The sequence below is a fragment of the Dolichospermum planctonicum genome (assembly GCF_005402965.1).
In the GTDB taxonomy this organism is placed as follows: Bacteria; Cyanobacteriota; Cyanobacteriia; order Cyanobacteriales; family Nostocaceae; genus Dolichospermum; species Dolichospermum planctonicum.
In genome coordinates this window covers 68,725-84,990 of the sequence record NZ_BJCF01000002.1, presented here as the reverse complement: position 1 = coordinate 84,990, position 16,266 = coordinate 68,725, and the positions used below count along the sequence as shown (strand labels likewise).

Annotated in this window: 13 protein-coding genes; 8 read left to right on the top strand and 5 right to left on the bottom strand. The window is 36.5% G+C overall.

Going from position 1 to position 16,266, the window contains the following annotated elements; all coding sequences use genetic code 11:
* Positions 1-3: 3 nt before the first annotated feature.
* Complete coding sequence (locus FFO06_RS01535; protein WP_236097046.1) at positions 4-2,256, bottom strand: ATP-dependent helicase; 2,253 nt, start codon at positions 2,254-2,256, stop codon at positions 4-6.
* A gap of 119 nt (positions 2,257-2,375) precedes the next feature.
* Positions 2,376-3,449: a RuBisCO accumulation factor 1 gene (locus FFO06_RS01530; RefSeq protein ID WP_137906444.1), complete on the bottom strand. Its 1,074-nt coding sequence runs from the start codon at positions 3,447-3,449 to the stop codon at positions 2,376-2,378.
* A 304-nt stretch (positions 3,450-3,753) separates the two neighbouring features.
* On the opposite strand from FFO06_RS01530, the gene ubiE reads away from it, so the two are divergent.
* On the top strand, positions 3,754-4,443 hold the full coding sequence (gene ubiE / locus FFO06_RS01525; RefSeq protein WP_137906443.1) for a bifunctional demethylmenaquinone methyltransferase/2-methoxy-6-polyprenyl-1,4-benzoquinol methylase UbiE: 690 nt from the start codon (positions 3,754-3,756) through the stop codon (positions 4,441-4,443).
* Between the two features lie 10 nt (positions 4,444-4,453).
* Entirely contained in the window at positions 4,454-5,683 is a 1,230-nt protein-coding gene (locus FFO06_RS01520) for a DUF445 domain-containing protein (protein ID WP_137906442.1), read from the top strand.
* A 122-nt stretch (positions 5,684-5,805) separates the two neighbouring features.
* Here the strand turns inward: FFO06_RS01520 and FFO06_RS01515 are convergent, their stop codons facing one another.
* Positions 5,806-7,518 carry a diflavin flavoprotein gene (locus tag FFO06_RS01515; protein WP_137906534.1) on the bottom strand — a complete coding sequence of 571 codons (1,713 nt, stop codon included), beginning with the start codon at positions 7,516-7,518 and terminating at the stop codon, positions 5,806-5,808.
* Between the two features lie 240 nt (positions 7,519-7,758).
* Positions 7,759-9,477: a diflavin flavoprotein gene (locus FFO06_RS01510; protein WP_137906441.1), complete on the bottom strand. Its 1,719-nt coding sequence runs from the start codon at positions 9,475-9,477 to the stop codon at positions 7,759-7,761.
* A gap of 323 nt (positions 9,478-9,800) precedes the next feature.
* Here FFO06_RS01510 and FFO06_RS22235 point away from each other — a divergent pair, with 323 nt between their 5' ends.
* The 5 genes from FFO06_RS22235 to FFO06_RS01490 all read left to right on the top strand — a co-directional run bounded on the left by FFO06_RS22235 (position 9,801) and on the right by FFO06_RS01490 (position 13,898).
* Positions 9,801-9,932, top strand: coding sequence for a hypothetical protein (locus tag FFO06_RS22235; RefSeq protein WP_255501491.1), 132 nt, complete (start codon positions 9,801-9,803; stop codon positions 9,930-9,932).
* 460 nt (positions 9,933-10,392) lie between these two features.
* Positions 10,393-11,091, top strand: a complete 699-nt coding sequence (locus FFO06_RS01505) for an acyltransferase (protein WP_137906440.1) — start codon at positions 10,393-10,395, stop codon at positions 11,089-11,091.
* A gap of 259 nt (positions 11,092-11,350) precedes the next feature.
* Entirely contained in the window at positions 11,351-11,992 is a 642-nt protein-coding gene (gene ccmP / locus FFO06_RS01500) for a beta-carboxysome protein CcmP (RefSeq protein ID WP_028083111.1), read from the top strand.
* Between the two features lie 102 nt (positions 11,993-12,094).
* On the top strand, positions 12,095-12,904 hold the full coding sequence (locus FFO06_RS01495) for a pentapeptide repeat-containing protein (protein WP_137906439.1): 810 nt from the start codon (positions 12,095-12,097) through the stop codon (positions 12,902-12,904).
* A 250-nt stretch (positions 12,905-13,154) separates the two neighbouring features.
* Entirely contained in the window at positions 13,155-13,898 is a 744-nt protein-coding gene (locus FFO06_RS01490) for a DUF561 domain-containing protein (RefSeq protein WP_137906438.1), read from the top strand.
* A 65-nt stretch (positions 13,899-13,963) separates the two neighbouring features.
* On the opposite strand, the gene FFO06_RS01485 is transcribed toward FFO06_RS01490, so the two are convergent.
* Positions 13,964-15,112 (bottom strand): DegT/DnrJ/EryC1/StrS family aminotransferase, encoded by a 1,149-nt coding sequence (locus FFO06_RS01485; protein WP_137906437.1) that lies wholly within the window; start codon positions 15,110-15,112, stop codon positions 13,964-13,966.
* Positions 15,113-15,222: 110 nt separating this feature from the next.
* Here FFO06_RS01485 and FFO06_RS01480 point away from each other — a divergent pair, with 110 nt between their 5' ends.
* The gene (locus tag FFO06_RS01480; RefSeq protein WP_137906436.1) at positions 15,223-15,999 is read left to right on the top strand and encodes an ABC transporter permease; all 777 of its coding nucleotides are present in this window, start codon (positions 15,223-15,225) and stop codon (positions 15,997-15,999) included.
* Positions 16,000-16,266: the final 267 nt, after the last annotated feature.

Sequence of the window (16,266 nt, the reverse complement as noted above, 5' to 3'; positions counted from 1 at the left end):
TTGTCAATTGTTGCAGATATTTTGAATAAATTGACGTTTTAAAGCTGCAAAAACTGGACAAGGGGTTGTTGGTTGTAAATTCTCCGGTTTATTCCAAGTAAAAGGGGCTTTTTCAGCCGCAGACATCCATAACAGTTTTTTTGCTCTCGTCATAGCAACATAAAGTAAACGATATTCCTCTGCAATTTTCAGATATTTTGATTCTTCTCCAGCTTGCTGAATATCAGGTATGGGTTTTTGATGAAGGAAAGCGCGAATTTGAGCGCGTGCGACTTCTGATAAACTAAAATCCCCTAAAAATTGGGACTGGGGGGGAATCCAAAATCTTCCCGGAATTAAGTTTTCATGGAGAAATGGCAAAAATACATAATCCCAGTCTAACCCTTTGGCCTTGTGCATGGTGATAATTGTTAATTGTCCTTTTTGGGTATATTGTTCTTCAATATTTTCTGTTTCTACCGTTTCAAATTTTTCGGAACTGACAATTTCAATTAAAGTTGATATCATCTTTCCCATAGAACTATTACTAAAAATTTGCTGATTTACCCGTTCTGCAAGTTTGTCAGCAGTAGCTAATTCTCCTTGGTTATATTTTAATGTTAAAGCGAAAAAAGAAATTATTTGATAAAAAGGTAATTCTAAATAAGCGCGAAGTAAACTCCGACAAATATGAGCCGCTTTTTGAACTATTTCTGTTTGAAGTGGGGTTAAAGGTCCTGGATATAAAAATTCTTCGGGAACAATAGCTAGGGTGTTAATATCTTGGGTAGGAATTAATTGACGTTCTACAAGCACATCTAAAGTGGCTTTCAGATAATCAGCGGAATGAGGGCGATCGCAAAATTGTAATAATGATAAAATCTCTTGAGGAACATGAGAACGTCGTTCTTTTTCTCCCACATCATAAAGTTTGATTTTATGCTCTTGACATATTGGTTCTAAAGCAGTAGCTAACCATCTTCCTTGACGATTTTCTCGCACTAATATCGCTGCGGAAGATTCACGATTTTCTGTAAATAACTCAATTACTCTTTGGGAAATTAGTTCAACTGTATGATGTATGTCTTTGGGGGTATAAAGTTCTAATCCTCTCCCTACTGGTTCAGGGTTTTGTTTACCGTCACTGATATCTAAAGGGTAAATTTTCTGATTGATAAATGGTGTTTGTCTGCTGTTATTTTTAGCAAAGTTCTGATGATTTACCCATTCTAAAACAAAGTTAGCAGCATCAATAATTATTTGTGTACTGCGACCAGCTTGAGACATTTTAGCTAGTCTATTTTTACTTTCACAATCTTGACAAAATTCCCGAAAATAAATTGGATCAGCAGGGGTAAATGTAGAATTAACGGCTTGATTAGTATCACCAACTCTGATTAAATTTAATGTTTCTTGACTAGCTAGTATTTCTAATAACCTGGTTTGCAATGGACTGGAATCTTGAGCTTCATCTTCAAAAACAGCTAAAACTTTATTTTGTTCAATCCGACGAGCGCTAGGATTTTCTAATACTTTCAAAGCGGCTAAAATCATATCATCGTAATCAATAAAATCCTGTAATTTCATAAATTCTCGATATTCTGTATACAATCCTGCTGCTACTGTTAAAATATCATATTTATCTGGATTTATTTGACTCCATTTTAATAAATCTTGTGGTAATATTCCTGAACTTTTGGCCTCATGAATAACAGTATAAGCCAAATCTGGTAATACTTCGGTTCTCAGCACTGACTGACGACGTAATCTTTCCGTTTCTTCTCCATCAAATTGTTGTCCTGCAAGTAATTTAAGATAAAGTTGGGGATGATTAAAAATCCATCTTTCTACCGCTATATGAATAAATCTGTGACTTTGATTTGGTGTAATTAGGGTCGCATTTTCTAACTGTAAACCCGATAAATCAGGATAACGACTAGCAATAATTAAAGCTAAAGCGTGCAAAGTATAAACTGCAAATCCTGTTTGTGGTAAAGATAATTTTTTTAAATTTTCCCGAATTTTAGATTTAATATTCGCAGTCGCAGAACGGGTAAAAGTAACAACTACTAACTGTTTATATTCTTTATTACCTGTATTTAAATAATATTGATATTGACGAGCAATAGCAATGGCCGCAGCCGCAGCCATTCCCGTTGATTTTCCCGCTCCAGGAACGGCAGCCACCGCCAATGGACCCGATTGCCAATCAGCCATTTGCGTTTGTCCTGGACGCAATTTAGCCCTAATTTCGGCAATATTTTCTTTTAGTTTCATAATAGATGATTGGTCATTAGTCATTCTCTTGTGGGGTGGGCTTCTAGCCCGCCCAAGTATATAAATTAAATCCTTCTTAGTAGATTCTTGTTAGCCTAGCTATTACCTTTCTTGATCAATTATTCATCAATTTGCCAAGCATCTTTGGTAAATTCTTCATCTAGAACTTTCTTTGGCCGAACTAAAACAATCATTTTTCCCAATAAGGGAATTTTTGGTGCAGTTTCAAACCATTGGAAGTCAATACTCTCCCCATTATCAAAAACAAAGTAGTTGGAAATATCCCATTCTCTTTGAGCGCGATCTATGACAATCATAATCGCTTCAACTTTGCTTTGATGGGGGTTAGGGAAAATATCACTATTACCAATGACTACAACGGGATCTTCTGCATTTAATAGCACTTTCCACCCAGGTAAAGATACCCAAGCTTGTTCCCCGGCAAATTTGACAATCCGAAATGGTTGAATCTCCGTAATCAATGGTACAGCTTTTAAGACTTCTGGTGTTAATGGTAACTCACCTATGACGGGTAAAATCCGGGGTAAGTCTTCATCAGATTCAAGACGGTAAAAGGGGAGGATAGGTGGAGCAACTTTGGGAGCAACGCTAAAATCCATTAATAATTGTTCTAATTGCTTTCTAGCACTCTCCGAATGGACAAAACGTAATCCCTTAGCTATTAAGCGCGATCGCTCGGACAAGTCAGATTTTTGTTTAGCGAATTTCCAAGATTGATAAGCGACTGCATCCCCCGGATGTTTACTGAAGCCTTCTGGTAAATTAGGAAACCAAGAAAAATCTTTAACTGCTTTGGCTATATCCCTGACTACATCCGCATCAAGCTTGTATTCAAAGGTTAAATCAGCGGTATTAGCACGGTCTTCTTGATTTAGTCCACGCAATTCATATAACACATCACTGCTTTTTTGCTTGTAATATGCTAATGTTTCTGCTGATGCTCCACATTTTTCCATAGAAGCATAAACTTGAGAGCCAACAATTACCTGATTCTGTTGAATTGGTTCAAATCCTGTTGCTTCAAAGATAGTCTGAGGATTATAACCGTTTTTTTGCAAGTAAGCGATAGCTTGTCCCCATTCTACCCAAGAACCCTGTTTTTGTCTCAGCTTCACTAATAATTCTGTAGCTGTATCCTCAAGATTTTGAGAATTGGGCTGTATTTCTGTCATAATTCAATTAAAAAGCAATTAAAAATCTGCGTATAATAAGTTTTAAACAACTCGTTATAGGCCATTATTGAGTCACTTATACGAGTATATCACTAAAGCTGGTCACTATGGAGAATTAGGGACTGACAAAAAATAAATTACTAATTTTCCTGGACTGTGTTGATAACGCACCAATATTCATAAATTAAATCTATTAACGATGCGTTACTAGTCGCTAACGCACCCTACAAGGTAAAAATCCCCCAGTTGAAACCGTCAGTTGGTATGATCAGGTTTAAATTAAAATTATGCTTTTTCCTGAAAAATGACTAACGAAATTCGTACTATATTTAACCGCATTGCTCCCGTATATGATCAACTCAATGATCAATTAAGTTTAGGACAACACCGAATTTGGAAAGAAATGACAGTCAAATGGAGCGCCGCTAAACCTGGTGATACTAGCTTAGATCTATGTTGCGGTACTGGTGATTTAACCTTTCGTTTAGCACGTCGTGTGGGAATGACAGGAAAGGTTTATGGAGTTGATTTTTCCCCTAATTTACTGAATAATGCTCAAGAACGCTGCAAAAATTATTATCCTCAACCTCCGATTAATTGGTTAGAGGGCGATGTATTAAATTTACCTTTTGAGACTAATTATTTTGATGCAGCTACTATGGGATATGGATTAAGAAATGTTAAAAACATTGTCAAAAGTCTTCAGGAAATATACCGTGTTCTCAAACCAGGAGCTAAAGCTGCGATTTTAGACTTTCATCGTCCCAGTCATCAACAGTTACGCGCTGTGCAACAGTGGTATTTAGATAATTGTGTAGTTCCTATAGCCACTAATCTTGGTTTAAAGGAAGAATATGCTTATATTAGCCCTAGTTTAGACCGTTTTCCCACGGGTAGGGAGCAGATAGAGTTAGCGCGTCAAGTTGGTTTTCAGGAAGTTACACACTATCCCATTGCGAACGGTATGATGGGAGTATTAGTAGTAATTAGGTAATCCAAAAGCCGTGGATTTGTCTCAAATCTTATTATATGTATCACCCCCAATTCTAGGTGGATTAATTGGCTATTATACTAACGACATAGCCATAAAAATGTTGTTTCGTCCCTACAAACCAGTTTATATTTTTGGGAAAAAAGTACCATTTACTCCTGGGTTAATTCCTAGTAATCAAGAGCGGTTAGGACAAAATATTGCTAATGCGATTATGAAGTCGTTACTGACTCCAGAAGAACTGCAAAATCTAGCGCGGAAACTTTTACAACCTGAACGGTTACAAGGAGGAGTTCTTTGGTTATTACGTTTGCTATTTGAGCAAATTAAAGATGATAAAAACCCCCGCACTACTAAAATTGTAGCGGGAATTTTACGGGATTTATTGGGTGAATCTTTACCCCGTCTTTTGAGGGTATTAGCACGACAAGAAACATTTTTAGAAACTCAAATTAACCAAATATTTGATAAGGTACTACTAGAATTTCAACTCACTGAAGAACAATCTATCCGGTTAGCTGATTGGTTATTAGAGATAGTTTTACCTCCTGATAGATTACGACAAATTATCATTGATTTCTTAACAGATCGGACAATTCAAACTATTGATGAAAGCTTTCGAGAAAAAACCAGTGGTACTTATTGGGTAGTTGCAAATTTGTTTGGTTTAAAGAATACTCTAACTCGGTTACGGACATTTTGCTTAGATGAAAAAGAAGCAACCAATGAACGATTACAAGAATTAATTAAAGATTTAAAAATGCGCGATCGCATTAAGGGATTATTACAGAATTTATCTTTACAAAATCTCCCCGTCGGTACTGTACGTCAACTGCGAAAAACTATTAGGGATAATGTGCGTCAATACCTGCAAAATAGTGGTAGCAATTTACTCAAAGAATTAACAGAATCCGCTGACTGGGAAAGGATCTCTATTGTATTACTAAATCGCTTGAGTAGTTCACCAGCTGTCAATACTTCTTTAGAAATAGTTGCTGGGGATTTGACCTTAATTTTAGAAAAGTACCTAGAGAAAGATTTAGAAATGATTGTAGCGCAAACAATTCCCATTTTATCTATAGATCAAGTAATTGTAGAACGAGTAAAAGCTACATCACCGGCTGAACTAGAAGATGCTATTGAAGGAATTGTCAGAAATGAATTACAAGCCATTGTAACCTTAGGTGGTATTTTAGGGTTTTTTGTCGGTTTATTACAAACCGGATTTTTATTCTTTAATTAACCTAGAAAGCACCTAGTTTATGTATTTTTGGGCGGGCTAGAAGCCCACCCCACAAGAGTTAAAGACAAAGAATTAGGGTTTCTAAAACCACCCAGAAAACACTTTTTTCCTTCTTCTCCTAATTAATAATATGAGCCTGTTTTCCGGTGGTTAATAGCAGTTATCGCATCAGGTTTGAGTAATTTACCATTATCTACAGTTGCATATATTACCCAATGATCACCGCATTCTAGCCGCTGCTGTACTGAACACTCTAGATATGCACAAGCATCGGTTAATACTGTACAACCATTGTCTGCTTCCGCTGTAGGGAAGTTAGTAAAGCGGTTTTCTCCGGGTTGGAAATTTTTGCGGAAATGTTTCATATATTCCAAGTGAATACCTTCAGGGAGGATATTCAGCGCGAATTTACCACCGGGATATAATAAAGATTCGATCGCTCTATCCTTGGCGATCGCTACCGTAATTCCTGGTGGATTAAACGTAGCTTGAGACACCCACGCCCCCATCATTCCCGTAGAAAAATCCCCTTGTTTAGCTGTAATAACGCATACAGAACCGATAATCCGACCTACGGCTTGTTCCGTAGGGGTTGCTGCTTGTTGGGGAACACGGACTTTCTTGGCCTTTCGCAAGCTTTGAGCAAAATCTGTACCGACTTCTTCACAATATTTAAGAGTAACCTCATCAGGTTTAAATTTTACCTTCAAAGTATCAAAACCAAAACGATATCCAGCGTCTCTAAGTTTACCTTCTACTAAATCTAAAGCTTCACCACTCCAACCATAAGATCCAAATACTCCCGCAGGTTTACTATTATCACCCGTAGAAAGAACAATACCTAAAGCAGTATGAATAGGTGTAGGTGCGTGTCCTCCAATAGTGGGAGTTCCAATAATAAAACCATCTGCTTGTTCTACAGTAGTACGAATTTCATCAGCAGAAGCAAATTCACAATTAACAGATTTAACCGCAACTCCACCTTTTGTTAATCCTAGTGCCATTGCTTGTGCTAAAGTTGCAGTATTACCGTAAGCAGAAGCATAAAGAAGTGCTACAGATATTTCTCTATCTTTTTGGGCGCGACTCCACTCATGATAAGATTTTGTTAATTCAATTAAACTAGTACGGACTATAGGTCCATGACCTACAGCATACATTCTCACTTGTAAATCAGAAATTTTTTCCAAAGCTGATTCTATATATGTCGCATGGGGAGCCATAAGACAATTAAAGTAATAGCGTTGATCTTCTTTAAAACTTTCCCAGTGATCATCGAATACTTCTTCACCACAAATATGAGCGCCAAATAACTTATCTGTAAACAGAATTTGCGTTTTTTGATCATAGGTACAAAGTGCTTCTGGCCAACGAGGACTAGGAGTAGGTAAAAATTTTAAAACATGATCTTTACCTAAATCTAGTGTTTCTTTTCCTCGCATAACTAAAACTTTAATATCTTGGTCAGTGAAAGCCGCACGTAAATTATTAGCAGCAGGAAGAGAACAAACAAAAGTAATTTGTGGCGCAATTGCTAAAATTGCTTTTAACGTTGGAACACGATTAGGGTTAAAATGTCCTAAGATTATGTAATCTAATTTCTGAACATTAATTGTTTTTTGTAACGCTTCTAAATAAATTTCTGTAAATCCTTCTGCTGGTGGGTCTGTAATAGCAGTTTTATCTGCTTCTATTAAATAACAGTTAGAAGTAGTACCGCGTTCTAGTGCATATTCAATTTCAAATCTGAGCCGTGATTTACTACGCGCCCTTAGAACTTTTGTATTAGTACCAATAGGTAAAATTTGTACATCTCTGGGTCGGGAATCATTCATAGATACCTGTTGAGGTGAAAAAACTTGAGAAACCCAATTTTTAGCTGATTCAACAGCGTTAGAAAAAGAATCTGGAATTGACATATTAATTATCTGCAACGAGTAAATAATTATCTAGATAATGAACAATTTTTAATTGATAATAGATTATTACCAATTAAAAATAAGTAATGGATTAAATGCAATTAAAAATGGATAATAAAAATTTATTTATTGTTTATTATCCATTATTTATTGTAATTAGTAGTAATTTCCTACTTTGCGATGACGAACTGCTGTAATACCATCGGGTTTAGAAACTTTGCCATCATTAACAATGCAATATAAAATCCAATGATCACTACATTCCATACTATTAATAACTTCACATTCCATATATGCGAGTGCGTCGCTAAGAATAGGTGAACCGTTTTTAGCAGTTTGGATTTTTACATCTGTAAATCTATCAATACCAGGAAGTAAACGTTTAAGAAAATGTTTTTTCAAGTCTTGATAATTCCCTTCTTCAAGAACATTAAGAACAAAATGATCATTGATTTGTAGTAAACTATCAAGAGCGCGATCTTTAGCAACAGCAATAGTAAAACCTAAAGGTTGTAAACTAGCTTGTGTTACCCAAGAAGCAATCATTGCACCACTAACATCACCTTTTTTAGCAGTGACAATATATAAACCATTGCTAATTCTTCCCAACGCTTTTTCCATATTCACGTCAAGAGCTTTGATTTGTTTAATATTGCGTTCTCGTACTAACAATTGTCCTAAACTAGTTCCTGCTTCTTGGCACAGTTGATAGATAGATTCATTAGGTGTTTCTTTGATACGAATAGCTGGGAAAGCTTCTTTAATACCTAAGTCAATAAATTTGCGTCTCAGGGTATCAATTGGTTCATCATCTCCACCATAAGATTCAAATAAACCAACTACTTGTTTATTTTTAGCAACTGCTAATAAAGAACTAATTGCGGCTTGTGCTTTAATTGCACTAGTAGGAGGCATACCAATAATTAAACCGGATGATCTTCCTGCTAACTCTTGAATTTCTTGGCTTTCTGCGGTGCTAAGATCCAATATTTCCACACCGATACCGGATTTTTGTAAACCCTCAGAAATACTATGTCCTAAAAGATCACTATATCCATAACCAGAAACATAAAATAAACCAACAGTAGTTTCTGTTTTCGTTTGTTTCTGACTCCAATTCTGATAAAATTCAGTCAGAATATCAAGATTATGATAAAGCAATGGACCATGGCCATTGGCAATAATTTTAATTTTACCAAGTTCACCCATTCTCTTCATAGCATTTAGTAAAGAACGAGCATTTGGACCCATTAAACAATCATAATAAAAGCGAAAATCAGCTTCAATTGCCTCTAAATCTTCGTCGAAAGTGCGATCATCACAGAAGTGCATTCCAAAAGCATCACAGGTGTAGAGAATTTGAGTTTTGCGATCAAAACTAAAGATAGTATCTGGCCAGTGTAAATTTGGCGCACTAACAAATTCTATTTCATGATCTTGACCAATTTTGATTCGATCTCCACTTTTAACAATGCGTTTAGAAAAAGGTTCATGTACCAAACCTTCTAGAAATTGTAAAGCCACTTTCGATGCTAAAACAGTTGCTCTGGGAGCTAATTGTAAAACATCTTCTACTAAGCCACTGTGATCAGGTTCAGTATGACTAACAATGATATAATCAATACTTTTAGGATTAACTAAACCTTTGAGAGTGTCTAAATAAAGTTGACGAAACTTCTGATGAGAAGTATCAATTAAAACTGTTTGTTCACCCCTAATTAAATATGAATTATAGGTTGTACCATTTTGTAACCCAAATTCAATATCAAAACGATCTCTATCCCAATCAAGAGAGCGAATTGCGGTGGTGTTGGGAGCAATTTCTACAGTTTGTATAGTTAATCGGTTCTGAATGTTCTCTGAGATAGCTACCATGATTTCACAACAGCAAATAAACAATTATTTCTTCTGCCCCCCATTCTCCCTATTATTTTTTTTTAAAGCTGTAATGAAAAGTATATTTTGGGAAATTAAAATTGTGATCATAAATACATTTTTAGAGAGCATTCCCGCTACACTTGTATTAATGATAAATCTCTGTTGATTTTTAAATCTTCATAATTTATCCTTAAACTTTACTATTACTTCATATTTATTTCATAAATGTCTTTTAAGATAATAGAAGGACATTATTTATGTCACTATAAAGGCGTTTTATACGAAAATTAAAAGTGCATAAGTAAATTTTTTGACATACTATGATTACAACAGCGGCAGATTCTAAAAATTGGCTGCAAAGAAGCCGTTATAGTAATCGGGGAAGTATTTATTTATTTGCTCCGATGGTTAATTTTAATGTGATGGCAGAAGTTGGAGATACTCCCCCCTGATTTGAGGTGATTGTACTTATCAGGAAATTTGATGAATAATTCAATAATTACATTTTGATGGTAGTGATAAAATTTCACCTCTATTTTGCAATTGCGTAAAAAAATGTAATTCGATTGAAATAAATATTTTGGTATTTTGTAACTGAATATCTGAATTATAATAGCTTGTTAAACTGCTAAATTATGTGCAGCAATAGTTAGCAATTTGATGTGATGTTAAAGCATTAAATCTCAGTATATCAGTTCTAAACATCAAAAAGTATTTTCTCTAATTTCCAGTTAGTAAATATCAGATTGAAAATTGCCTTGGGTTTTCATATTGGTCATATTATTTTTCTATAAATCTGTTTGATGAAAATGCAGATATAGAAATATATATGGTTATATAGTAGCGAGATTTTTTAGGCATTTCATAATTCTGCCCATCTCCAATATCACATTAGTTAGCAGCAATAAGGTTATGAACAAAGTACAAATATTTTCCAAGTTTAAGCGGCTTCAAGAACTTTTTTTAACTACTTTTATTGGCGATATACCAACAATTTTTGGTGGTGTAAAGTTACGTAATTTACTTTATAAATTTATTTTTTATCGGCTAGGTAGCTCAGTTTATCTTCAAGATGGCATTGAATTTATTGGCACTGATTCTATTGAAATCGGTAATAGAGTTTATATTTTTAAAGGAGTTCGTATAGATGGAAGAGGACACGAAAATAATAGAATTCATCTAGAAAATGGAGTTATTGTTGAGCATAATGTTGTCATAGGGTCACTTGATCATACTTATATCGAAATCGGTCAAGATACTTTTATTGGACCTGGTGTTTGTATTGCTGGACCTGGAAATATTAAAATTGGCAAGCAATGTTTAATTGCAGCCCATACTGGGATATACGCTAATAATCACAATTTTGCAGATCCAAGTAAGTCAATCAAAAGCCAAGGTGTTACTCGTCTGGGAATCGTAATTGAGGATGATTGCTGGTTAGGAGATGGTGTAAAGGTCTTGGATGGTGTCACTATCGGCAAAGGTAGTGTTATTGGTGCTGGTGCTATTGTTACTAAAGATATTCCTCCATTCTCAGTAGCGGTGGGGGTACCGGCACGAGTAATTAAAAACCGCGATGGTAAGGAAGTTATCAAGTTTACAGTCAACTAGATTCCCGACTTCTAGTATTTCAGAATGTCCAAGATTAAAGGATAAACAGGATGAAAACAGGGATTTTATCACCAATTACCAATTACCCATTACCTATTACCAGTCTCAACTAGATAACTAGCAACTTGAGTTATTAGACATCTTGTGAGTTATCAAGCAAGGAGTTGGGGGCTGAAATTACCCAATCAGTCCACTTTCACGGTAAACTCTTTATGTTGCAATAAAAGACATTTACCGTCATGACTGGAGAATTAAGACTTTGGGCATAGAACTACGCAGTTTCGTATTTCTAGACAACCTGCAACCTCAACACGCTGCATATATGGGAACAGTAGCCCAGGGTTTCTTACCATTACCAGGGGATACATCCTTATGGATTGAGATTTCCCCTGGTATCGAAATCAATAAGATTACGGACGTAGCCCTCAAATCTGCTTCTGTCCGTCCCGGAGTGCAAGTAGTAGAACGTTTATACGGACTTTTAGAGGTACATTCTGGCTCTCAGGGGGAAACACGAGCCGCTGGGGATGCGATTTTGGCGTTTTTGGGCGTGAAAAAGCAGGAATGTCTCAAACCCCGTGTGGTTTCTAGTCAGATTATCCGCAATATTGACGCGTATCAAACTCAATTGATTAACCGTACTCGTCGAGGACAACTGTTATTAGCGGGGCAAACTCTGTACGTATTAGAAGTTGAACCGGCAGCTTATGCGGCACTAGCAGCTAATGAAGCGGAAAAGGCAGCACAAATTAATATTCTGGAAGTTCAAGCTGTGGGTAGTTTTGGCCGACTTTATTTAGGGGGAACGGAACAGGATATTTTAGCAGGAGCAGCAGGAGCGTTAGCAGCAATTGAAAATTCACCTGGTAGGGAAAATCCTCAAGGTAAGCGGAACGAATAAACAGTTAAAAGTTAAAAATTAAAAGTTAAAGATTTTTTCTGATCATACAAATGAGGTATGAAACTCTTTAATTTTTGTTAATTTTTGAGCAAGGAGGAAAAAATGGCGAATCAACAACATCTTAATTTATTACGATCTGGGGCAGTTATTTGGATAGAATGGAGAAATCAACATCCTCAAGTTGAAATTGATCTTAGTGGTGCAAATTTATTAGGAGAAAACCTGCGAGGGGCAAATCTCGCAGGGGTAAATTTCAATCAGGTCAATTTAGCTCATGCTTTGTTAGTGCGAACTAATTTTAGTCAGGCAAATCTGAGTAATGCTATTTTTTATGAAGCTAAATTAATTGCAGCTAATTTGAGTCAAGCTAATTTGAGTATTGCTAATTTGAGTGGAGCAATTTTGACCGCAGCAAATTTAAGTTATGTAAATTTAATTGGTGCTGATTTAAGCGGAGCAAATCTAGAAAATGCTATGATTAATGATGCTAATTTAATTGGTACAAATTTTCAAAATGCTAATTTAAAAAATGCGGATTTATCAGGGTCAAAACTTATTCGTAGTCATCTCAGTTTTGCTAATTTAATGGCAGTTAATTTAATTACGGCTAATTTAAGTCAAGCTAATTTATATGAAGCAGAATTAATCAATGCTCAACTTTATCAAGCTAACCTACATCAAGCTAATTTAACTAAAGCTCATTTAGGAAACGCATTTTTATCTAAAGCTAATTTAACGGAGGCTAATTTAACAGAAACCGATTTAAGTTGGGCTAATTTAAAAGGTGCGAATTTAGCAGGTGCAAATTTGCAAGGTGCAACTATTAGGGGAGCAAATTTTCAGGGAGCAAATCTAAAAGGGACGATTTTAGAGGATAAATTAGAATTATTAACCCCAAAAAAATGCAATTAGAAGCAATGGAAAAAACCAGGTTATGATATAAGTTATGATCTAAAACTTAGGATGGACTGCATTAGATTACTCCCAGGGAAAATTATACAGGCGGGAGAAGTAACTATAGATAGAAAGTTGGCAAGTGATAAAGTGAACATAAATACTCTAGTATGCAACATTAATCGCCATCAATTTTTTTTCAAAATCAAATCTGGCCAGATTTGATGTAAAAATATTCCTACTGAAAGAAACTGCTCTCATAAAAATTATGACTATGTATCCTGATTTCCAACGTGCATTCGCCCATCCTGTGCTAAAAGTAATTAGCGGTTTGAATAACTTCAATGCTGCTAGTGTCGCTGCGACTGTTAAAGCCGCTGATTTGGGTGGTGCTACTTTTGTAGATATTGCTGCTGATGTAGATTTGGTAAAGTTGGCTAAAAGTTTGACTAAATTACCTATTTGTGTATCTGCTGTTGAACCGGAAAAATTTGTAACGGCTGTGGCTGCTGGCGCTGATTTGATTGAAATTGGTAATTTCGATTCTTTCTACGCTCAAGGGCGCAAATTTGAATCAGAGGAAGTTTTAGATCTAACTTACCAAACCCGTGCCTTGCTGCCCGAAATTACCCTGTCTGTAACCGTTCCCCATATCCTTACCCTAGATCAACAAGTACAACTAGCGGAAGATTTGGTAAAAGCCGGTGCTGATATCATTCAAACTGAGGGAGGTACTAGCAGTAACCCTATTCACCCCGGTACTTTGGGATTAATAGAAAAGGCTGCTCCCACCTTGGCCGCAGCTTATGAAATTTCCCGTGCGGTTTCTGTGCCTGTACTATGTGCTTCGGGTATTTCTAATGTTACCGCACCAATGGCGATCGCTTCTGGTGCAGCTGGTGTTGGTGTCGGTTCGGCTATTAACCAACTCAATAGCGAAATAGCCATGATTGCCGCTGTCCGTAGTTTAGTAGAATCCTTAGCTACTGTCAATACCCGAATATTTGCGTAATAACTAGGAGTCAGGAGTCAGGAGAATAAGGAAATTTCTCCCCTACTCCCATGTTCCCCGATAATTCAAGACAAACAAGATTTTAAGGTATCAATGACTTTATCTTGTTGTTCTTGGTCTAATTCGGGGAACATGGGTAAAGATAAAACTTCATGACAAACTTGTTCTGATACTGGCAATTGTCCGGGTTGATAACCTAAATTTTTATACACTGGCTGCAAATGTATGGGTAAGGGATAGTAAATCATAGAATTAACACCCTGTTCCTGCATTTGATTTTTCACCCAATCTCGATATTTACCACTTCCACCATTGCGTTCTACTCCAGATACCCGAATTGTATATTGATTCCAGACACTAACCCCTCCAGGAGATTCTTGGGGGGCTGTGATACCAGGAACTAGACTCAGGTGTTGATAATAATAATCAGCAATTTCCTTGCGTCTGTGATTCCAAATATCGAGATAGCGCAGTTTGATTTGCAGAATTACCGCTTGAATAGCATCTAAACGACTATTGACACCGATTTCTTCATGAATATATCTCACTTTACTACCATGTTCTCGCAAAACTCGTAATTGAGTAGCGATCGCTGGATCATTTGTGATTATTGCCCCACCATCGCCACAACCGCCCAGATTTTTAGTAGGGTAGAAACTGAAGCAACCAATATGGCCAATACTACCAACTTTTTGATTTTCCCAACTTGCACCAGTAGCTTGAGCGCAATCTTCAATTACTGCTAAATTATAGGATTGGGCAATTGCCATTAATCCTGTCATTTCTACAGGCAGTCCAAACAAATGTACTGGTATAATCCCTTTAGTTTTTGGTGTAATTGCTGCTTTTAGTTTCTCTACATCTAAATTAAACGTAGTGGCATCAATATCTACAAATACTGGTATTGCTCCTACAGCACTGATAACTTCTGTGGTAGCAAAAAAAGTAAACGGTGTAGTAATAACTTCATCACCTGCACCAATGCCTAAAGCCCGTAATGCTAAAAATAGAGCATCAGTACCAGAGTTACAAGCTACGCATTCACTGACACCATGATAAGCTGCAAACTGTTGTTCAAAATCTGTAACCGCTGGACCACCAATATAACGGCCAGAAGCCAGAACCGCCAATACAGAAGCACTTACTTCAGTTTCAATGGTGGCATATTGTTGTTTAATATCAAAGGCGGGAATGGAATTTACACTTTTAATCATGAGTTTTTATTTTATTTGCGGACTTTGTTTGTGTATGCGATTTTTAATCGTCAGAACTGGTTACAGCTATAAGTTTGTCAAGTTTTCATTGGTTAAGAGGTACAGAAACTATGCCAGAACTAATTAAACTGGATATGGTAGATTTGGCTTTAGCTATGGGCTTAATGGCCATTGCCATTGGTATATCGGCCTGGGAACAATTAGGACTAGAATTAAATTTAAGTGTGGCTACTGGTAGAACTATCCTCCAACTCCTTGTACTGGGTTATATTTTTGACTTTATTTTTGCCCTGAATAATGTTTGGGCAGTAGTAGGGATTTTAGCAATAATTCTCACCATTACTGCAATTATTACTCGTAATCGCATCGGCCGAAACATCCCCCAGGTGTTACCTTTGGTTGGGATAGCAATTTTTGTGAGTACGGCGTTAACATTGCTTTACACCAACTTTTTAATTATTCAACCAGATAAATGGTACGAACCCCGCTATTTGATTCCTCTGGCTGGGATATTGTTGGGTAATGCTATGAATGCTGCCGTAGTAGCGGGGGAGCGTTTGGTTACTACCATCAATCAATTTACTACGGAAATAGAAACCCATTTAAGCTTAGGTGCAACTCCCGAACAGGCTATTAAACCCTACCGCAAAGAAGCTATTCGCGCCGCATTTATGCCGACTTTAAACCAAATGATGTTAATTGGTATGGTGACAATACCAACCTTCACCAACGGACAATTATTAGCCGGTGTCACACCTCTAGAGGCTGTATCCTACGAAATTTTAATTATTTTTATGGTAGCTGTCACAAACTTATTCACAACCATTTTAATTACTAAAGGCCTATGTCGGCAATTTTTTAATTCAGCAATGCAGTTAGTTAGGTAATGGATAATTAGGACTTACGCAATTGTGACACTAAAAAATCTGTTGTCAGGTGCGTCAGATATCAACAATTTGGTTATTTACAGCAGTTCCCGATATTATGAAGTACAGATATTAATAATAAAACTCTTGTGGTGCGGGCATCTTGCCCGCACAAGGTGTACCTCACTCAAAGCTACTTGCTGTAAGTAAGTGAACGGAAAAAAACCGACATAAGTAACGAAAAGTAACGAAAAGTAAAGTTACCTGTTACCTGTTACCTGTTAAGAG